The sequence below is a fragment of the Amycolatopsis sp. NPDC051371 genome, assembly GCF_040682155.1.
Classification (GTDB): domain Bacteria; phylum Actinomycetota; class Actinomycetes; order Mycobacteriales; family Pseudonocardiaceae; genus Amycolatopsis.
In genome coordinates, this window is the sequence record NZ_JBFBAG010000027.1 from 76,027 (window position 1) to 91,250 (window position 15,224).

Here is a 15,224-nt window from a genome sequence, read left to right on the forward strand (position 1 = left end):
CCAGGGGTGCGGTAGTGGTCCGGGCGGCTAGATCGCGGCGCCGGTCAGGTGGGCGTGGACGTCGTCCTGCTGCCGCGTTTCCTCGTCGCTGCGGCGCTTTTCGGCACCGACGGCCGCGTCGGGCGCGTCACCGTCCTGATCGCTCGTATCCGGGGCGTCGTCTTCGTCGACGGCGGTGATGTCGGCTCCGATGTGCTCGAGGTCGTCGTGCTCGCCGTGACGGTCGGGATCCTCACCGGTATTGCCGCGGTCGGTGTCTTCGCGCGGCTGGTTGTCGCCGGTGTCGGCGACGACGTCGATGGTGTTGAGTTCGCCGAGCTGGGCGGCGACCACGTCCTGCTCGCTCTGGGGGTTGAGCACCATCAGCTCGACATCGGAAGCGGGATAGCCCCAGCTGGTGATGGCGGCCATGTACTCCTTGGGCGATCCCCACGCCCCGCGCCACGCATGGCGGGTCAACGCATCCTCCATCGCGCAGAGCGTGAGGAACACGTCGTAGAGCGTCGCCTTGCCCGCGGTGGGAGCGGTGGTGATCTTGTCGGTCAGGTCGGCGAGGGTGGCTCCGACCTGCATGCCGAGCACCTTCTGCGCGAGGGGGTGGTTGCGTTCGAACGCGCGGCGCAGCTCGTAGCCGCCGTGGGCTTTCTGCACGGCGAGGAACAGCTGCGCGCCCTGGGGTGCGGTCTTGCGCCGCGCGAAGTTGGCCAGCCATTCGCGCCGCGGTGCTTCGGAGGCGTCCCAGTCCTTGTTGTTCTGGATCACCCACCGGCGGATGATCCGTGCGGCCTCGCGCGCGCGTTCCTCGGCGGCCAGCGCGGCGCGGGCGGCCGCGATCTCGTCGTCCTCGCTGGTCGCGACATTGTCGCCGAGGTTGTCGAGGTCGACGACCTCGCCGGAAGTGTCGGCGGTCGTCGGGCCGGTGGCCAGGGGAGTGAGGTCCGCGCGGCCGGCGGGGGCGTAGCTGAGGGCGTGGCCGTGGTTCCGGAAGTCGGCGCAGCCGTAGACGGTGACCGGGACCCTCTTGTTGTCCTCGTCGTACTCATCGTCGATCCAGGCACCGTGGCCGGGGCAGGACGCGTGGTTCTCGGCGGTCAGCTCGGTGCGGGGCTCGTCCTCGGGGGTGGGGCGCAGCCGGTCCAGCGAGCGGGCATCCCCGTCGCAGTCGGATAGGCTGTCGTCGAAGATCGTGACGCCCGCGGTGGTCAGTTCTCCGGTGAGGTCCTCGGTCAGGGCCGCGAAGCGCTCGTTCTCGGCGCGTTCGGCGCGCTTGCGCTCGGCGAAGACGGTGAAGTTGTTCGGCGCCTCCCGCGCGAGGCGGATCAGTTCCTTGGCGGTGTCGAGGTCACCGGCCTCGTCGAACTCGGCGATCACCCCGACCTGCATGAGGTCCAGCTGGAATCGTTCGGCGGCCTTGACCGCCAGCTCGCTCTGCCCGGCCTGCAGGACGTTCTCGACGTAGGTTTTGCCGTTCTTGCCCAGCGCCAGCTTGCGGGCGATACCCTGCGGGGTGAGGTTGAACGCGGCGAGCTGCTGGAAACCGCGGGCCTTGTCTCCCAGGGTGAGCCCGACGCGGACGTCGTTCTCGATGAACTGGTTGACGATCCGTTCGATGGTCGCTTTGCGTTCGTCGGCCGCCGGCGGGGTCTTCATCCAGACCGGGACCGTGCAGCCGGCCTCGCGGGAGTTGAGGACGCGGCGCTGGCCTTCGGTGACCACGATGGCGCCGGTGTCGTAGTCGCGGTAGCCGTTGGCTGCGGTTTTTACGCCGTGGGTCTTGAAGTTCGCAGTCGTTTCCGCGTCGGCCTCGGCATTGTCGGTGCGCACGTTCTCCGCGAGCAGCACTGTGTGCGGGTTGGCCCAGATGATGGTGTCGATCTCGGCGTCCCATTTCGCGTGCAGCGCCGCGCGTTCCTCGTCGGACAGCTCGTCGAGCGGGGCGTCATCCAGGTCCGTGGCCGACGACGTGTCGTCGGTGGCGGGGTGCTGGGTGGCGGCGCTGTCCAGTTCGGATGGCGCGAGGTCGGTGTCCGGTGTGGGGGTGGGGTCGTCGGTGTCGCGCTGGGTCGGCAGATCCATCGTGCTGGTCACAAAGGGCTCCTTCGCACGGGCCGGCCGGTCACCGGAGAAGATCCCGGTGACCGGCCACGAACCCCGCACCACCTCGTTCTCCATCACCGTGACGCGGTGGAGAACGAGCGGAGTGCGAGTGTCCCGGTCGGGACGCACTCGCCCGAGCGGGGCCGCCCGCGTCGGCGGCAAGCCCGCCTTCCTGCACATCCGCCACCGAGATCGTGATCGGGCGGGCTTCCGCCGACGCCAGGCTCCGCTAGAGTGCGTCGGCCCGGCCGGAACACCCGCACCCGCTTTCTCAGCGCAGCAACACTTTTCTCACCTCGTTGCCAGTTCCACAGCAGCGGACTTATCGCGACGGAGCTCTTGTCCGCTCATCTCCTGTTTCAGCTCACCTCGGAGCCGGATTCCGCAGCAGGCCCAGCATTGCGTTGCGGTGTGAGAGAGCGTGAGCCAGATGTCGGCGATGTCCGGGTGCGGCTTGCCAACGAGGTCGGCGCGTGTCCAGGCCAGCCGAAGGCACCGCGTGGCCGTGCGAGTCGAACCCCAGCACTGTCGGATCGCGTCATCCAGCTCCTGCACCGCGTTGGCGGATAGGTCGGGACGGCTTGGGGTAGTCGATCTCGGTCCCGAATCCGGTGCGGCACCCCACCTGGTGCGCGCGCATTCCCGGGCTCGGTCGACTGTCGGCTGTACTCACGTCTATTTCCACTCGCAGATGTCGACTGTGACCGGGCCGTTGATCTGCCCGAGCACTTCCGACCCCGGTGTGTACTACGACTACACCGGACCGGCCGGGTACTACCTCGACGGCGAAGACCTCTGCAACTCGTGGGACGGCATCCCGGGATACCCGTGCGAGGAAATCGAAGCCTGATCGCCTGGCGCCCGCCGATGGGTCGTCGGCACAGGATGTCGACGACCCATCGGCGGCACTGCACATTCCGTCAGCGCAGCGCCCGTTCTTCGACTTCTCCGCCAACGAGGGTGTATCGCAGCGTCCGGGGGAAGAAATCGTCCGGCAACGCGACGGCACCGAATTTCAGGCCGGAACCTTCGACGACATCCGTGAGTTCCATTGCTCGGCGGGCATCGGCGACACCGATCACCTCGGCCGATATCACTTCCGGGGCGGCGCGAATCATCACAAACGGTCAGAACCCATCGGATTGCCCCGACCACCAGTTCAAGTGCTCGGCGCGGTGCAGCGTGGGGCCGCCGAAACCCGAGCCAGCTCGCCGATCACCGCGAGTACGCACCACCTTGGTTCTCACGCTATGAGCACCGTCCGCCCGGACCAGTAGTGCCCAGTCCGCCCCATCGTCGTCCACACCGGACAATACGGCGGTGTACGCGGAATCATCGACCATCGTCGCATTGTATCGGCGGGATCGGCACTTGTCCCGGTCCGCACCAGGCCCGGGAACCGGGTCAGCGTCCGGTTCACACGGGCTGGCAGGTCACCGGAGGAGATCCGGTGACTTGCCACGAGCCTCGCACCACCTCGTGCTGGTGATCGGACCGGACGCGCGACGCGTTCGCGGCGTTGACGCCGCAGGCATCGAATGTGCGGGCGTGGCCGGGGAGGGGTCCCGGCCACCTCGCCTAGAATCAAAATATGACGATTTTCGGGTCGGCTTGTGTCCCCCGACGTGGAATGACTCCTGATGACCGCTTGTGACAGCAGACGGAAGGCAGAACAGTGAGCCGAGCAGCGACAACCGCGTCGGTGACGGTGATGGCCGCTACGGCACTCATGGTGGCGGTCGTCGGCTGCTCGGGGCGTCCGCCGGACTCGGCCGGTCCCAGCACCTCACCGAGTCCCTCGTCGGCGGTGCCGACGGGGGGACTCGCCGACTGTCGCAGGGACAGTGTTTTGTAGTAATTTACGCGAATTCAATGTTTTTGTGCTCAGGTACAGCGCCACCGTCGGTAAAGCAATCAAGGGTCAGGAATTGGATGTCGCCGAGCTGCGCCGTCTGGCCGGGGGCGTCGCGAGCACCGGCGCGCGGATGCGGGCCGACGCGCCGGCGGACATCCGTGCTCAGTTCGCCACGGTCCTGTCCGGGGTCGCCATCTCAGCCGCCGCTCTCGACAAGCAGGACGCGACCGTCGTGGACCTTGTCGATCCGATCTATCGTGAAGCCAGCAGGCCTGCGTTCGACGAGGTGAGCAAGTACAACTGCGGCTGACAGCCGCATTTCCTCCGGAGTCTCGCTCCGCGCGGTCATGAGCGGGTCCTAGGACCGCCGCTCACGCTCGGGAATGTGGATGACCCGACGAGCGAGATTAGCCATAGAGCCAGGTCATCGACGTGGTCAGGCACTCGGCGGCGGTCCCCGCGTCGGCGGCGGACAGCAATGCCGCACCCCGCACGATGATCGCTGCGTGCGCGGCGTCCCGGGCAAGGAGCTGCAGCCGTCGGTGCCGCACGTCATCGGCGTGATGGTGCTGGTGCTCATGGCGGAAGTCCTCTCGTGAGCCGTAACAGCAAGCGCAGGCGGGGACCGGAGGGCGCTCAGACGGCGGCGAGGACCTTGTGCAGGGTGGCGGTGGTGGCGCGGTCGAGCTTGGCCAACTCGCCCTTCATCACCCGGGTCATGTTTCGTTCGGCGCGGGTGGCGCCGCGGATGACGGCTTCGTGGTGGGTGTGGGTGTTGACGGCCTGCACGACACCCCAGCCGGTGTTCTTCCACGGGCTGACGCGGCTGTCGCTGCTCCAGAGCCGGGTGAGGGCGGAGCGTTTAGTAGCGGCGTTGGTGCGTTTGCGTCCCGGCTCGGCGGGGATGGGGGTGTGGGCGTCGAGGAACGCTTTCCAGGCTCGGTCGGTGACGGTGGTCTGGCACAGCTTCTTGACTTCGGCTGCGAAGTCGTCGGTGATGGTATGCACGATCTGTAGGGCCTCGCGGGCGGTGAGGATCTGCAGGTTGCTGTTGCGCTTGTGGACGATGGCGTGTTCCTGGCCGTCTTCGCGCAGGCCGATGTTCATGGTGTTGTCGCAGACGACGTTGGTGACGACGCGCTTGTAGCGGGTCTTGAGACTGGCGTCGTGGCTGGAGCAGGCGAGCAGGTTGGGTCGGAACTCCACCCCTTCGGGCGTGGTGATGTTGTCGGGGACTTCGACGCTGACCCAGGCTTGCTTACGTTCGCGCAGGAGCCCGGCGGAGCCGATGGTGAGGCCGTCGTCGAGCAGGGTGGCGACGTTGTCCAGTAGCCAGGTGCTGTATTGGTGGATCTCGTATTCGTCGGTGTGGATGGCGAGGATGTCGCCGTTGTCGGAGGCGGTGACGCCAAGGTGGTGCTCGGCGGGGCGGAGCCCGAACCGGTCCTCGATCAGCACGCGGGCCGGCTCGGCGGTCCAGTGGAACAGGCGCCGTTTGACCTCGGTGAGGGGGATCGGGCCGGGGTAGTGGTTCGGTTCGGTGCCTTGGTCTGCGGCGCGGTAGTGCCAGGCGTGGCCGCGTTTCTCGGTGAATCCGACGAGGACATTGGTGTTGAGCCACTTGCTGGTTTCTTTCGACATGTGGAGAGCCTTTCGGTGTAGCTGGTGCGGACCTGATGCCGGGAGCAGCGGGCCCGCGGGTGGACGGCCACGGCTCACCAGGCCAAGCGCCGGCGGTGCACGGGCCCCGAACTGGGAGGTGGGCCCGTAGTGCGGACTGGTGGCCGTGCGCCGCCGGCGCGGGCCTGGTCCGCTGGGCCCGGTTACATCGCGACGGCCGAACGCGGGGCACACCGGTACCGACCAATCGGCTTCCCCGACCCCCGGGGGCAATGCGCTGACAACGCCGAGACGCCACTCAACTCGACGTGCCGACGGTGCTGGAGATCCGACCTGGAGTCGGCGTCGTTGTTCCTCAGGTCGTTCGCCGAGACCGAGTAGGCCCAAGACATGCTCGACGTCCAGCTCGGCGAGAGCCGCAAGGGGAAACGGATCCCGGGTGGAGAGCGCAGTGGCGGCGGAGGCTCTTGAGGATTGCCACATCGCCGTGGGCCCGTGGGCGTCGCGGAACTGCTGATCGAGCTGGGCGTACTAGGCGAACCGGTCGGGGAAGACGTCGCGGGTGCGGCACCAGTGGGCGTGACCGTCGCGCACGCCGAGACCGAGCGAAGCCGAAGCGGTGGCCGCCACGCCTCAGGCGGTCGCCGCTGAGCAAGCTGCCAGCGTTCAGGAGCAACTATGTGGCACGACCTGCTCGGACGGCGACGGCTACCTTTACCGAGGCATCGAGATCAGGGATCCGCGTTACTGCTGTCAGTGTCATGGCGGGCCGTCGAGGTCCCGTGTCCGATGTGGAGCTGTGCCAGGTTGGCGCGAACGGGGTCGAACTCACTGCAGCTGTGACCGGTGAGGGTCCCGCTGTCCTTCTGCTGCGCGGGTTCCCGCACACCTGGCGACTGTGGACCGAGGTGATGGACGCGCTTGTCGAGCGGCACGCGGAAAGCGTTTGGTCCTGAGGGCGGCAAGCCTTGGCCGGTACCGGTGCCGGGCCGTCTCTGTGGCCGACGCGCGCAAGCGCAGCAGCCGTCGCTGACGTTGAGCTGCTGGTCGCGGAACGCGCGGGCCGCATGGCAGCCGCGGAACAATCAGGGACCGCCGCAACGCCTGTGGTCGTCTCGGTGAAGCTCGAGTGATACGCGTGCGCTCCTGAGCTCGCGCGTGGGCGTCAGGAACGAAGGGTGCGCAGGCCGGTGCGGATTTCGCTGACCAGGATCTCGGGTTGTTCCAAGGCCGCGAAGTGGCCGCCCTTGTCGGCCTCGCCGTAGTGGATCAGATTGCTGTAGGTGTCTTCGATCCAGCTTCGTGGCAGGCGTGGGATGTCCTTCGGGAAGACGGTCACCGCGACCGGAAGCGTGAGCTTCGGGCCGGCGAGAGTACCCGATTTGTTCTCCCAGTAGATGCGGCCGGACGACGCTGCGCTGTTGGTGAACCAGTAGAGGGATATCGCGTCGAGCATGTCGTCGATGCTGAGGGCGTCCTCGGCGAGCCCGTGGTTGTCGGTCTTGGACTGGAATTTCTCGTAGATCCAGGCTGCTTGACCGGCGGGAGAGTCCGCCAGGGCGAATCCGACGGTCTCCGGCTTCGTGCTCTGAAGGTGGTTCGACCCGCCGAGGTCGCCGGTGTAGAGGGCGAGGGTCTCCACGGCGTGGCGCTGTTCGGGCGACAGGGTGTCGGGTATCTGTGCGGGGAAGGCGTACTGGGTGTTCAGGTGGATTCCGAGCAGCCCATCGGGTTGCATGGCTCCGAGGGCGGTGGTGATGACGGCGCCCCAATCGCCGCCTTGCGCGGCCCATCTCGTGTAGCCGAGGCGCTTCATCAGCTGCACCCATGCGTTGGCGATGCGCGATACGGTCCAGCCGGTCTGTGTGGGCTTCTGGGAGAACCCGAACCCGGGGAGCGACGGGACGACGACGTCGAATGAATCGGCGGCGTCTCCTCCGAACGGAACCGGATCGGTCAGCGGGCCGATCAGCTTCAGGAACTCGACGATCGAGCCCGGCCATCCGTGCGTGAGGATCAGCGGCATCGCGTGGGGATTCTTGGACCTGACGTGGATGAAGTGGATGTCCAGCCCATCGATCTCGGTCAGGAACTGGGGGAAGCGATTGAGCTCGGACTCGAAGCGCCGCCAGTCGTAGCCGCGCTCCCAGTGGTCGACCAGAGATCTGGCGTTCTCCAAGCGGACCCCTTGCGACCAGTCGCCCACCGTTTCCGGGTCCGGCCATCGGGTTCTGGCCAGTCGCTGCTTCAGGTCGTCGATCTCCGAATCCGAGATCGAGACGGTGAACGGTCGGACGAGGGTCGAGGTCGGCGGCGTCGGTGCGGTCATGGCCTTCTTCTCCTGAGCTTCGAAGCGCAGCGTCTCGTTGCACACTGGTGTGCAACCTACGTCATTGCACACCAGTGTGCAACAATGGTGCCGTGCCCACCGAGTCCTCCCGTGCGCGCTCGATGAACGAGACACGCGATCGCATCCTCGACGTTGCCCTCGACGTGCTGGGAGAGAACCCCGACGCCGGAATGGGCGACGTCGCCTCCGCTGCCGGGGTCGTCCGCCGCACCGTCTACGGCCACTTCCCCTCGCGCCTCGACCTGATCCGGACACTCACGGAACGGGCCGTCACCGAGATGACAGCCGTGCTCACCGAAGCCAACGCCTCCGCCGCGGAAGCGGACGCGACGTGGGTCGAATTCATCGCCCGTGTCTGGCCGGTGGCGCACCGGTACCGAGTGCTGTTGGCGCTGCGCCGTGGCGAGTACGGCGAGGCGATCCACGGCCTGCTCGGGCCGGTCGATGAACTCCTCGCCGACCTCGTGAAACGGGGCCAGGACAGCGACGTGTTCGCACAGCACCTGCCGGCAGGCATGCTGAGCCAGGTTGTATTCGGCGCCGTGTTCGCCATCGCGGACAGCGATCTGTCGAACGGGCCCCTCGGCGCCCGAGCAGCGACGATCACGAGCCTGTTGATGCTGGGAGTTCCCGAGACGCGCGCAATCGCTCTCGTGGGCAACCAACCCTGACCCGCAGCATTCCAGCGGAGCCGCGGATCGTCCTGCTCCCGACACACATCGTCGCCGCAGCCCGCCAAGAATCCGGTGAGAACGGTGTGATCGCGACGATATCTACGGGTCTCTCGTCGAGGGTGCGGTCTCGCCGTCGGCGTGCTCGGCGGGTGCACCGTGATGGCCTTCTCGACGCAGGCCGAGGCCTACGTGGTGTTGATCGACCAGCAGATCCTTTTTCGCTCGCACGCCGGCGCGCCGGGCAAGCACCTGCTGAGCGTGCCGCGGGCTTACGCTGCCATCACCGAGCCGAAGTCCGGGTTGCTGCTGAAGTTCCAGCTGCACGTCCACGGCTGGACCGAAGCCCTGGCCTTGACGGTTCCTTCGCTCCCGCCGGGACTGCGCAAGCGTGGGGTCGCGCTCACGCAGCTCCTGCCCCGGGTCGTACTCGCCCCGGCGGGTTGACCGGTCGTTACGGGGTCGGGCAGGTCACCGGAGGTTCGATCACAGGTATCGAGGAGACCTCGGTGCGGGCCCTGGCCAAGCTCGAACAGGTACTGCCGTCGCGGTTGCGCCACCGGATCAACGTCCTTCGGACGATGACCGTGCCGATGGCCAACACCGGCCTCACCGGCGAGGACAACGTGGGCGTCGGTGAGATCGCGTTGCTACGGCAGGCTCCGTCCCGAGGCTGTCAGCCTGTCAGCGAGCGCGACGACACGGTCACGGAGTTCGGCTGGGCGCTCGATGACGAACTGCAGGTCGAGCGCGGCGAGTACCCCGGGCAGCCAGTCGAGGCTCTCCGCCCGGATTTCCACGCGCTGCCAGCCCTCGTCCTCGTACTCCCGCACCTCGGCGACGCTGGCCGGCAGCCGCTTCCGGATCTGGTCGAGGGTCCCGTGGATCCGCACCGTCACCGCATGCCGGTACGGCGCCTGCGCCATGGAAGTGAGCAGGCGCTCCGCGGGCTCGAGTCCGGCGGGCGGCTCGAACGAGCCGGGCAGCGTCCTCGCGTCCGCGACGCGGTCGAGCCGAAAGGTCCGATCCTCGCCGACCTCCGGTTCGGCGCCGGTGACGTACCACCGGCCGGAATGGTTGACCAGCCCGTACGGATGCAGCGTGCGGACGCTGCGCCGGCCGTCGCCGGAGGTGTAGCGGATCGAGATCGGCCGGTGGTGGCGGACCGCGTCGGCGACGGTGAGCAGGATGCCCGTCCGCGGCGCCGGGATGTCGCCGGTCTCGGCGGTGAAGGCGAGGGATTCGAGTACCGCGTCCAGCCGGTCCGCGATCCGCGGCGGTAGAACGCGACGGATCTTCGCGGCGGCCGTCTCGCTCGCTGTACCGGTCGCCGTCGCCAACCCGGTGCGGCGGCCGGCAACCAGGCCGAGCACCACGGCCAGGGCTTCGTCGTCGCTCAGCATCAGCGGCGGCAGCCGATAGCCTGGCGAGAGCCGATATCCGCCGTGGCGGCCGCGCACCGACTCGACGGGCACGTCGAGGTCGATCAGGTGATTCACGTAGCGCCGCACCGTGCGCGGTTCGACACCGAGACGGTCGGCGAGCTCGCCCATCGTCCGAAGGCCGCCGGACTGCAGGAGTTCCAGCAGCGTGAGCACCTGAGCTGTCGGTCGTGCCACGGTCCGAACTCTACCGAGAATACTGGACCGTTTCTGTCCGGTATTGACGTTAGCGTCGATCTCGACAGGCACCACGGCCTCACCACATAGGAGAAAACCATGGACTTCGTCTCGATCCGCGTCATCACCGGCGACATCGACCGCCTCGTCGGCTTTTACGAGAAGGTGACCGGTGTGCAGGCCGTCTGGGGCAACGAGGACTTCGCCGAGGTGCGCACCGGCCACGGCACGCTGGCGATCGGCAGTACCCGTACGGTTCCGCTGTTCGCGCCGGGGTCGGCCCGCCCGGCCGACAACCACACCGCGATCATCGAGTTCCTCGTGGATGACGTGGATGCGCTCTACGAGCACCTGAAGGACGTCGTGGAGGACTTCCTGAACGTGCCCACGACGATGCCGTGGGGCAACCGGGCGCTGCTGTTCCGCGACCCCGACGGGAACATGGTCAACTTCTTCACCCCGGTGACCCCCGAGGCCATCGAGAAGTTCAGCCGCTGACGGCCATCCATGCGCCGGTGACGGGCTCGATTTCCGCGCGGTGCCGAACCAAGCGTGCATCGACTCTGTCCCTCCGTGCAGCGGAAGGATTTGCGGCATTCTTCGCGCCGCCCAGGACCGACCAGCGCGTCACGTCGTCCTGTGCCGTCAGTTCCTACCGCAGGTCGAACGTCTGCTCATGCCGATGACCGGACGTTTCTGGTGTGCGCCGGCCCAGTATGTCAACCTAGTTCTGTGCCAAAACGCGGACACGGCAAGAATCTCTCGTGGACCTGGTTGTTGATCTCGATGGTCGTCAGCGGCGCTGGGGCTCTGAGCGTGAACCATGCCGACAGCCTGAAAGAGGCTGACCCGGCACGTGATGTGCTGGCGTATGAGGCGTTGGGCGTCTTGCTGGTCGCGCTCGGTGTCATTGCTTTTTTCCTATCCGCAATGGGCGGCATCCCTGATGGATTCGAGGCTCGACGTGCCGCAGGTTCGGCGCTGTCCTGGCTCCGTGGGCGATTCGACAGCCTTGTGGTTCGAGAAAGCCTGTACTTCGGCATATTCGGTGGTCTTGGGGCGACGCTGGGGTGGTTTGTCTGGGTGGCGGTGGCCATTCTGGTGGCTCATCCTCGCGATGTGTGGGTAAGCGCGGTGGTGGGAGCGACGATCGGTGCCGCCCTTGACGGGGCACGCCGCTACCGTGAGGCAGCACGCCGGAACCCAGACGATGAACTGGCACCGGTGTCGGCGGAGAACCGACAGTCGGGGCCGCACCAAGCCACGCCACCGAACCGCTCACGGCTTCACTGGATCCCTTTCTTCGGACTGGCTTTTACGACCTTGGGCGTGCTGCTCGGCGCCGCCGCGGAGCAGTCGGTCGGCGACCTGATCAAGGAAGTACGATTCCCGTTCCTGTTCAGCATGCTGACCTACAGCATTGGCGGCATCGGCGTCGGCGTGGCAGCCCGGCTGACCAAGGACATGAAGGGCCTGAGCTGGGTTTGGTTTTTGGTGCTGATGCTGCCCGGCGCTGTCATCGGCCTGCTCCTGAGCCTGGTGAACCTGCTGACCGGAACGAACGTAGAGATCGAATCCTTGGTGGCCTGGTGGGCAGTAATCACCGCCGTCGGAGCTATCGCGATCACCTCGGCACATCAATCGCCATGGCGGGCGGCATTCATTGGAATCGCAGCGATCGCCGTCGTTGCCCTCGTGGTTCTATCGACCAGCTTGATCCCGTTTGAGAAGGACGACGCAGAAACGCAGAGACATCCGCAGGTGCGCGCCCTCATGCACCTGGCCGTCAGCATTTCGGAGAGCATGCTCACGGCACCGGACATCCCGGCGGCCAGTTGGACAGCCGCAGATGCGAAACTCCAGGCAACCGGGTCGGACGATCTCATCAAGCCCGGAGTCCCGCCCGTGGCCTCCCAATGGCTGGCCGACGTCGAAGGGTGCAGTCACATCCCCACCCGCCCCGATCCGGACAACCCGGCACGCCTTCTGGCGCGGAAGCACGAGCTATGTACGCAACTCGTCGCCGCTACCGGGTCATCTTGGACCCGGTCGGCCATCGTGCTGTTCCTCTTCTGGCTCGGTCTCATCACCGCCACGCGCGTGGAACGCCGCTGGCGCCCAGCCAACTACGAGATCCACACGGTCCGGCGTGCCGACCGCCTTGCGCTCACCTTCGTAACGACCGGCCTCCTGGTCGGCCTGCTCGTTCTGGGCCTGACTGGGGCCATGTCCACCTGAGTGGCGACCGCGCTCTTGACACCCCGAGCAAACCATCTCACGGATTCGGTCAGTTCTCCGCTTCCTGAGACTCCATATGGGCAGCACACGGGGCTTCGCACGACTGGCTGGCGGTGTGCGAGCACGTCGACTACGTCCGCTTCGAGTCCGGCTTCGCAGACCTTCTGCACGACAGCTCACCGGTCACATCAACCACCACTGACCTATTTCCAGAGATTGTCGGCCTGATGTAACTCTCATGCCGCATATCGCGCGCGTTCAACGCGCGGCCGAGCCGATGAGTGGACCTCCGATCAAGGTGATGGACCGAGATCTCGCCTGGCTCCGGCTACCGCGTTTCGCCTGGTGCGTGGCCGCTTAGGCTGTGGGCGGCTGGCAAGTCGGCGGCCACAGCCAGCAGGTCGGCGGCGCTGTCGGCCAGTAGTGCGGCGAAGTCGGTCTGTTCGCCGAGCACCCATCGCCTGGTGGCCGACGCCAGGATCGCCATGCCGAGGGCGGTGGCCAGCCGCGCGGTGTGCTCATCGTGGCCGCGGCGGCGCAGCGCGGCGGTGGTCACCTCGGACAGCACCGCTTCCTTGATCAGGCTGCGTTCCCGCAGCGGCGGGTTGTCCGCGATGACGGCGCGCAGCTCGATCAGCAGTTCGCGGGGACGCAGCACTTCGGGCACGGCGGTGAACGCGGCCATCAGCGTCGCGAGCGCGCCGGTTCCGTCGGGCACCTCGTCGATGCCCGCCTCCAGACAGGCCTGCAGCTCGTCGCCGGCGAACAGCACCTCCCGTTTGTCGGTGAACCAACGGTAGAACGATCGCTCGGTCAGACCGGCGTGCCGTGCGATCTGTGCGACCGTCGTGCGGTCGTAGCCCTGATCACGGAACAGCTCCAACGCAGCGCGTTCGAGCCGCTCACGGGTGTTGCCCTCCCAACGCGCCATGGTCCCAGCATAGCGACAGCAGATGCTGTCATCACTGTGCTACCGTCGAGTGACGACAGCATCTGCTGTCATTACTCCAGTCAAGGCTAGGAGACCGCTATGCGCACCCTGCGTTTCCACCACGCCGGTGAGCCCCTCGACATCCTGCGGCTCGAGGAGGCCCAGCCGCCACAACCGGCCCCGGGGCAAATCCGGGCCGCCGTCGAGGCCTGCACGATCAACCCCGCCGACCTGGCCCTGTGCCGGGGCCTGTACCCCGGCGAGCTGCCCCGCGGAGTCGGCCTCGAGGTCGCCGGCACGGTCGACGCCATCGGCGAGGGCGTGACCGGCATCCAGCTCGGGGACGCCGTTTTCGGTCCCGCTCCTTTCACGGGACCGCCCGCGGGCGCCTCCGACCACGCGGTGCTCGACATCTGGTTTCCGCGGCCGCCCGCACTCGAACCGGCTGCCGCCGTCGCACTGCCCATGGCCGTGGAGACCGCTCAACTCGGCCTGGACCTGCTCGGCATCACCCCGGACACGACCCTGCTCGTCAGCGGCGGCGGCGCCACCACCGGCTTCGCCGCCGTGCAGCTCGCCCGGCGGTCCGGAGCGCGGGTGATCACCACCGCGGGCCCCAGCCACGCCGAAGCCCTGCGTGCCACCGGAGCTGAGGTCACCCCCTACGGCAAGGGCATGGCCGAACGGGTACGCGAACTGGCCGGCGGACCCGTCGACGTCGTCCTCGACGTCTCACCACCCGACGACGCCACCATCCCCGAACTCCTGCGCACGGTCACCGACCCCCAGCACATCCTGACCATCAGCAACCTCGCCCCGGCCCGCGAACTCGGCGCCCGCGACGCGTTCACCGAGGGACCTCTCAGCCGCCGCTACGACGTCATCGGCGAGTGCGCCCAGCTCGCCGCCGAGGGTCACTTCGGCATCCCCGTCGCCCGCATCATCCCGCTCGCCGACTGGCGCGAGGCCATCGAACTGAGCCAGTCACAGCGCCCCGGCGGCAAGCTCGTCCTCCAGATCGGCCGACCGCCGAACCCCGATAAGAACGAACCCGCTGCGGGGCGAGGCCTGGGAACCACCGCTATGTGACGTGGTCATCAGGTTCGCGCCCCGTTCGGCCGCGGCCTCAGATTCCGAACCGCGTCGGGCCGGTTGGACAAGGTGACTGTCTGGTCTCTGGGGCAAAGCCGAGAAACAGCTGGCCGAGCTCGGCTGGCACTGAAGGCGGTCGATCACCGCCGTACGGCGCTGAGGCGGGACGCCGTCCCCGGGCACGGACGCCCGGCTGAAGTGCGAGGGTCGGTGATGGCCCAGTGGTGGGCGGTCGTGGGTGCCTCGGCCCGGCGTGCGCCGCCGGTCAGCTCGCGGTGGCACTCCGCCAGGCAACGCTGCTGGATCCACCTCCCGTGTGACGAGGCCTTTGCCCGGATCGGCCGGAGACTCTCCGACCCGGTCGTCAGCGCGCGGATTGGCCAGGACGCATGGCAGCGGGCGATACAGCGGTGTGAAGTGTTGCTGGACAGTCAGGCCAGGGTCGTGTTGTTGCACGGCGATCTGCACTTCGGCAACGTTCTCGACGGTGGTCCGTCGCGGGGTCTGGTCGCGATCGATCCGAAGGCGTGCCTGGGCGATCCGTGTTTCGACGCCGTCGACTACGTGGTGGCGGGCGCCGGACACGAAGGGGCCGAGGCCCGCTGCCAGCGGGTGGCAACCGCTTGTGGCCTCGACGGGGACAGGTTGTATGCCTGGAGCCGGGTGATCGCACCGATGTTCGCCGTCGCGTACCTCGAGAACAACGGTTCGGAGTCTGCGATCGACGAACTGCTCGCCCTGACTCGGTGAT

At 67.4% G+C, this 15,224-nt stretch carries 14 protein-coding genes and 3 pseudogenes; 10 read left to right on the forward strand and 7 right to left on the reverse strand.

Annotated elements, in window-relative coordinates:
* Nucleotides 1-27: 27 nt before the first annotated feature.
* Nucleotides 28-2,088 carry a hypothetical protein gene (locus AB0M59_RS29890; protein WP_364621560.1) on the reverse strand — a complete coding sequence of 687 codons (2,061 nt, stop codon included), beginning with the start codon at nt 2,086-2,088 and terminating at the stop codon, nt 28-30.
* A 300-nt stretch (nt 2,089-2,388) separates the two neighbouring features.
* Nucleotides 2,389-2,751, reverse strand: a pseudogene (locus AB0M59_RS29895) (hypothetical protein); the annotation flags it as partial.
* Between the two features lie 37 nt (nt 2,752-2,788).
* On the opposite strand from AB0M59_RS29895, the gene AB0M59_RS29900 reads away from it, so the two are divergent.
* Complete coding sequence (locus AB0M59_RS29900; protein ID WP_364621561.1) at nt 2,789-2,947, forward strand: hypothetical protein; 159 nt, start codon at nt 2,789-2,791, stop codon at nt 2,945-2,947.
* A gap of 70 nt (nt 2,948-3,017) precedes the next feature.
* Here the strand turns inward: AB0M59_RS29900 and AB0M59_RS29905 are convergent, their stop codons facing one another.
* On the reverse strand, nt 3,018-3,215 hold the full coding sequence (locus tag AB0M59_RS29905; protein WP_364621564.1) for a hypothetical protein: 198 nt from the start codon (nt 3,213-3,215) through the stop codon (nt 3,018-3,020).
* Nucleotides 3,216-3,977: 762 nt separating this feature from the next.
* Here AB0M59_RS29905 and AB0M59_RS29910 point away from each other — a divergent pair.
* Nucleotides 3,978-4,262: a hypothetical protein gene (locus tag AB0M59_RS29910; protein WP_364621567.1), complete on the forward strand. Its 285-nt coding sequence runs from the start codon at nt 3,978-3,980 to the stop codon at nt 4,260-4,262.
* A gap of 326 nt (nt 4,263-4,588) precedes the next feature.
* Here the strand turns inward: AB0M59_RS29910 and AB0M59_RS29915 are convergent, their stop codons facing one another.
* Nucleotides 4,589-5,671, reverse strand: a complete 1,083-nt coding sequence (locus AB0M59_RS29915) for a DUF932 domain-containing protein (RefSeq protein WP_364621570.1) — start codon at nt 5,669-5,671, stop codon at nt 4,589-4,591.
* A gap of 662 nt (nt 5,672-6,333) precedes the next feature.
* Between AB0M59_RS29915 and AB0M59_RS29920 the strand changes: the two are divergent.
* Nucleotides 6,334-6,486: pseudogene (locus AB0M59_RS29920) on the forward strand (alpha/beta hydrolase); the annotation flags it as partial.
* A 251-nt stretch (nt 6,487-6,737) separates the two neighbouring features.
* Here the strand turns inward: AB0M59_RS29920 and AB0M59_RS29925 are convergent.
* Entirely contained in the window at nt 6,738-7,901 is a 1,164-nt protein-coding gene (locus tag AB0M59_RS29925; protein ID WP_364621740.1) for an epoxide hydrolase family protein, read from the reverse strand.
* 92 nt (nt 7,902-7,993) lie between these two features.
* Between AB0M59_RS29925 and AB0M59_RS29930 the strand changes: the two genes are divergently transcribed.
* The 3 genes and pseudogenes from AB0M59_RS29930 to AB0M59_RS29940 form a co-directional block, all read left to right on the forward strand.
* The gene (locus AB0M59_RS29930) at nt 7,994-8,593 is read left to right on the forward strand and encodes a TetR/AcrR family transcriptional regulator (protein WP_364621573.1); all 600 of its coding nucleotides are present in this window, start codon (nt 7,994-7,996) and stop codon (nt 8,591-8,593) included.
* A gap of 162 nt (nt 8,594-8,755) precedes the next feature.
* Nucleotides 8,756-9,040, forward strand: a complete 285-nt coding sequence (locus tag AB0M59_RS29935; RefSeq protein ID WP_364621575.1) for a hypothetical protein — start codon at nt 8,756-8,758, stop codon at nt 9,038-9,040.
* 29 nt (nt 9,041-9,069) lie between these two features.
* Nucleotides 9,070-9,189 (forward strand): annotated as a pseudogene (locus AB0M59_RS29940) (DNA-binding transcriptional regulator); the annotation flags it as partial.
* 54 nt (nt 9,190-9,243) lie between these two features.
* Here AB0M59_RS29940 and AB0M59_RS29945 read toward each other — a convergent pair.
* Nucleotides 9,244-10,284 (reverse strand): YafY family protein, encoded by a 1,041-nt coding sequence (locus tag AB0M59_RS29945; protein WP_364621578.1) that lies wholly within the window; start codon nt 10,282-10,284, stop codon nt 9,244-9,246.
* A gap of 27 nt (nt 10,285-10,311) precedes the next feature.
* On the opposite strand from AB0M59_RS29945, the gene AB0M59_RS29950 reads away from it, so the two are divergent.
* Together AB0M59_RS29950 and AB0M59_RS29955 are read left to right on the forward strand one after the other, a co-directional pair.
* Nucleotides 10,312-10,710: a VOC family protein gene (locus AB0M59_RS29950; RefSeq protein ID WP_364621581.1), complete on the forward strand. Its 399-nt coding sequence runs from the start codon at nt 10,312-10,314 to the stop codon at nt 10,708-10,710.
* 234 nt (nt 10,711-10,944) lie between these two features.
* The gene (locus tag AB0M59_RS29955; RefSeq protein ID WP_364621583.1) at nt 10,945-12,450 is read left to right on the forward strand and encodes a hypothetical protein; all 1,506 of its coding nucleotides are present in this window, start codon (nt 10,945-10,947) and stop codon (nt 12,448-12,450) included.
* A 328-nt stretch (nt 12,451-12,778) separates the two neighbouring features.
* Here AB0M59_RS29955 and AB0M59_RS29960 read toward each other — a convergent pair whose 3' ends face one another.
* Nucleotides 12,779-13,381: a helix-turn-helix domain-containing protein gene (locus AB0M59_RS29960; RefSeq protein ID WP_364621586.1), complete on the reverse strand. Its 603-nt coding sequence runs from the start codon at nt 13,379-13,381 to the stop codon at nt 12,779-12,781.
* 99 nt (nt 13,382-13,480) lie between these two features.
* Between AB0M59_RS29960 and AB0M59_RS29965 the strand changes: the two genes are divergently transcribed.
* Together AB0M59_RS29965 and AB0M59_RS29970 are read left to right on the forward strand one after the other, a co-directional pair.
* Complete coding sequence (locus tag AB0M59_RS29965; protein ID WP_364621589.1) at nt 13,481-14,470, forward strand: NADP-dependent oxidoreductase; 990 nt, start codon at nt 13,481-13,483, stop codon at nt 14,468-14,470.
* A 216-nt stretch (nt 14,471-14,686) separates the two neighbouring features.
* Nucleotides 14,687-15,223 carry an aminoglycoside phosphotransferase family protein gene (locus AB0M59_RS29970; protein WP_364621591.1) on the forward strand — a complete coding sequence of 179 codons (537 nt, stop codon included), beginning with the start codon at nt 14,687-14,689 and terminating at the stop codon, nt 15,221-15,223.
* Nucleotide 15,224: the final 1 nt, after the last annotated feature.

Bases quoted from the DNA above. Each gene is read 5' to 3' on its own strand.
- AB0M59_RS29900 (WP_364621561.1), top strand. From the start codon at position 2,789: ATGTCGACTGTGACCGGGCCGTTGATCTGCCCGAGCACTTCCGACCCC.
- AB0M59_RS29905 (WP_364621564.1), bottom strand. From the start codon at position 3,215: ATGATTCGCGCCGCCCCGGAAGTGATATCGGCCGAGGTGATCGGTGTC.
- AB0M59_RS29925 (WP_364621740.1), bottom strand. From the start codon at position 7,901: ATGACCGCACCGACGCCGCCGACCTCGACCCTCGTCCGACCGTTCACC.
- AB0M59_RS29935 (WP_364621575.1), top strand. From the start codon at position 8,756: ATGGCCTTCTCGACGCAGGCCGAGGCCTACGTGGTGTTGATCGACCAG.
- AB0M59_RS29950 (WP_364621581.1), top strand. From the start codon at position 10,312: ATGGACTTCGTCTCGATCCGCGTCATCACCGGCGACATCGACCGCCTC.
- AB0M59_RS29960 (WP_364621586.1), bottom strand. From the start codon at position 13,381: ATGGCGCGTTGGGAGGGCAACACCCGTGAGCGGCTCGAACGCGCTGCG.
- AB0M59_RS29965 (WP_364621589.1), top strand. From the start codon at position 13,481: ATGCGCACCCTGCGTTTCCACCACGCCGGTGAGCCCCTCGACATCCTG.
- AB0M59_RS29970 (WP_364621591.1), top strand. From the start codon at position 14,687: ATGGCCCAGTGGTGGGCGGTCGTGGGTGCCTCGGCCCGGCGTGCGCCG.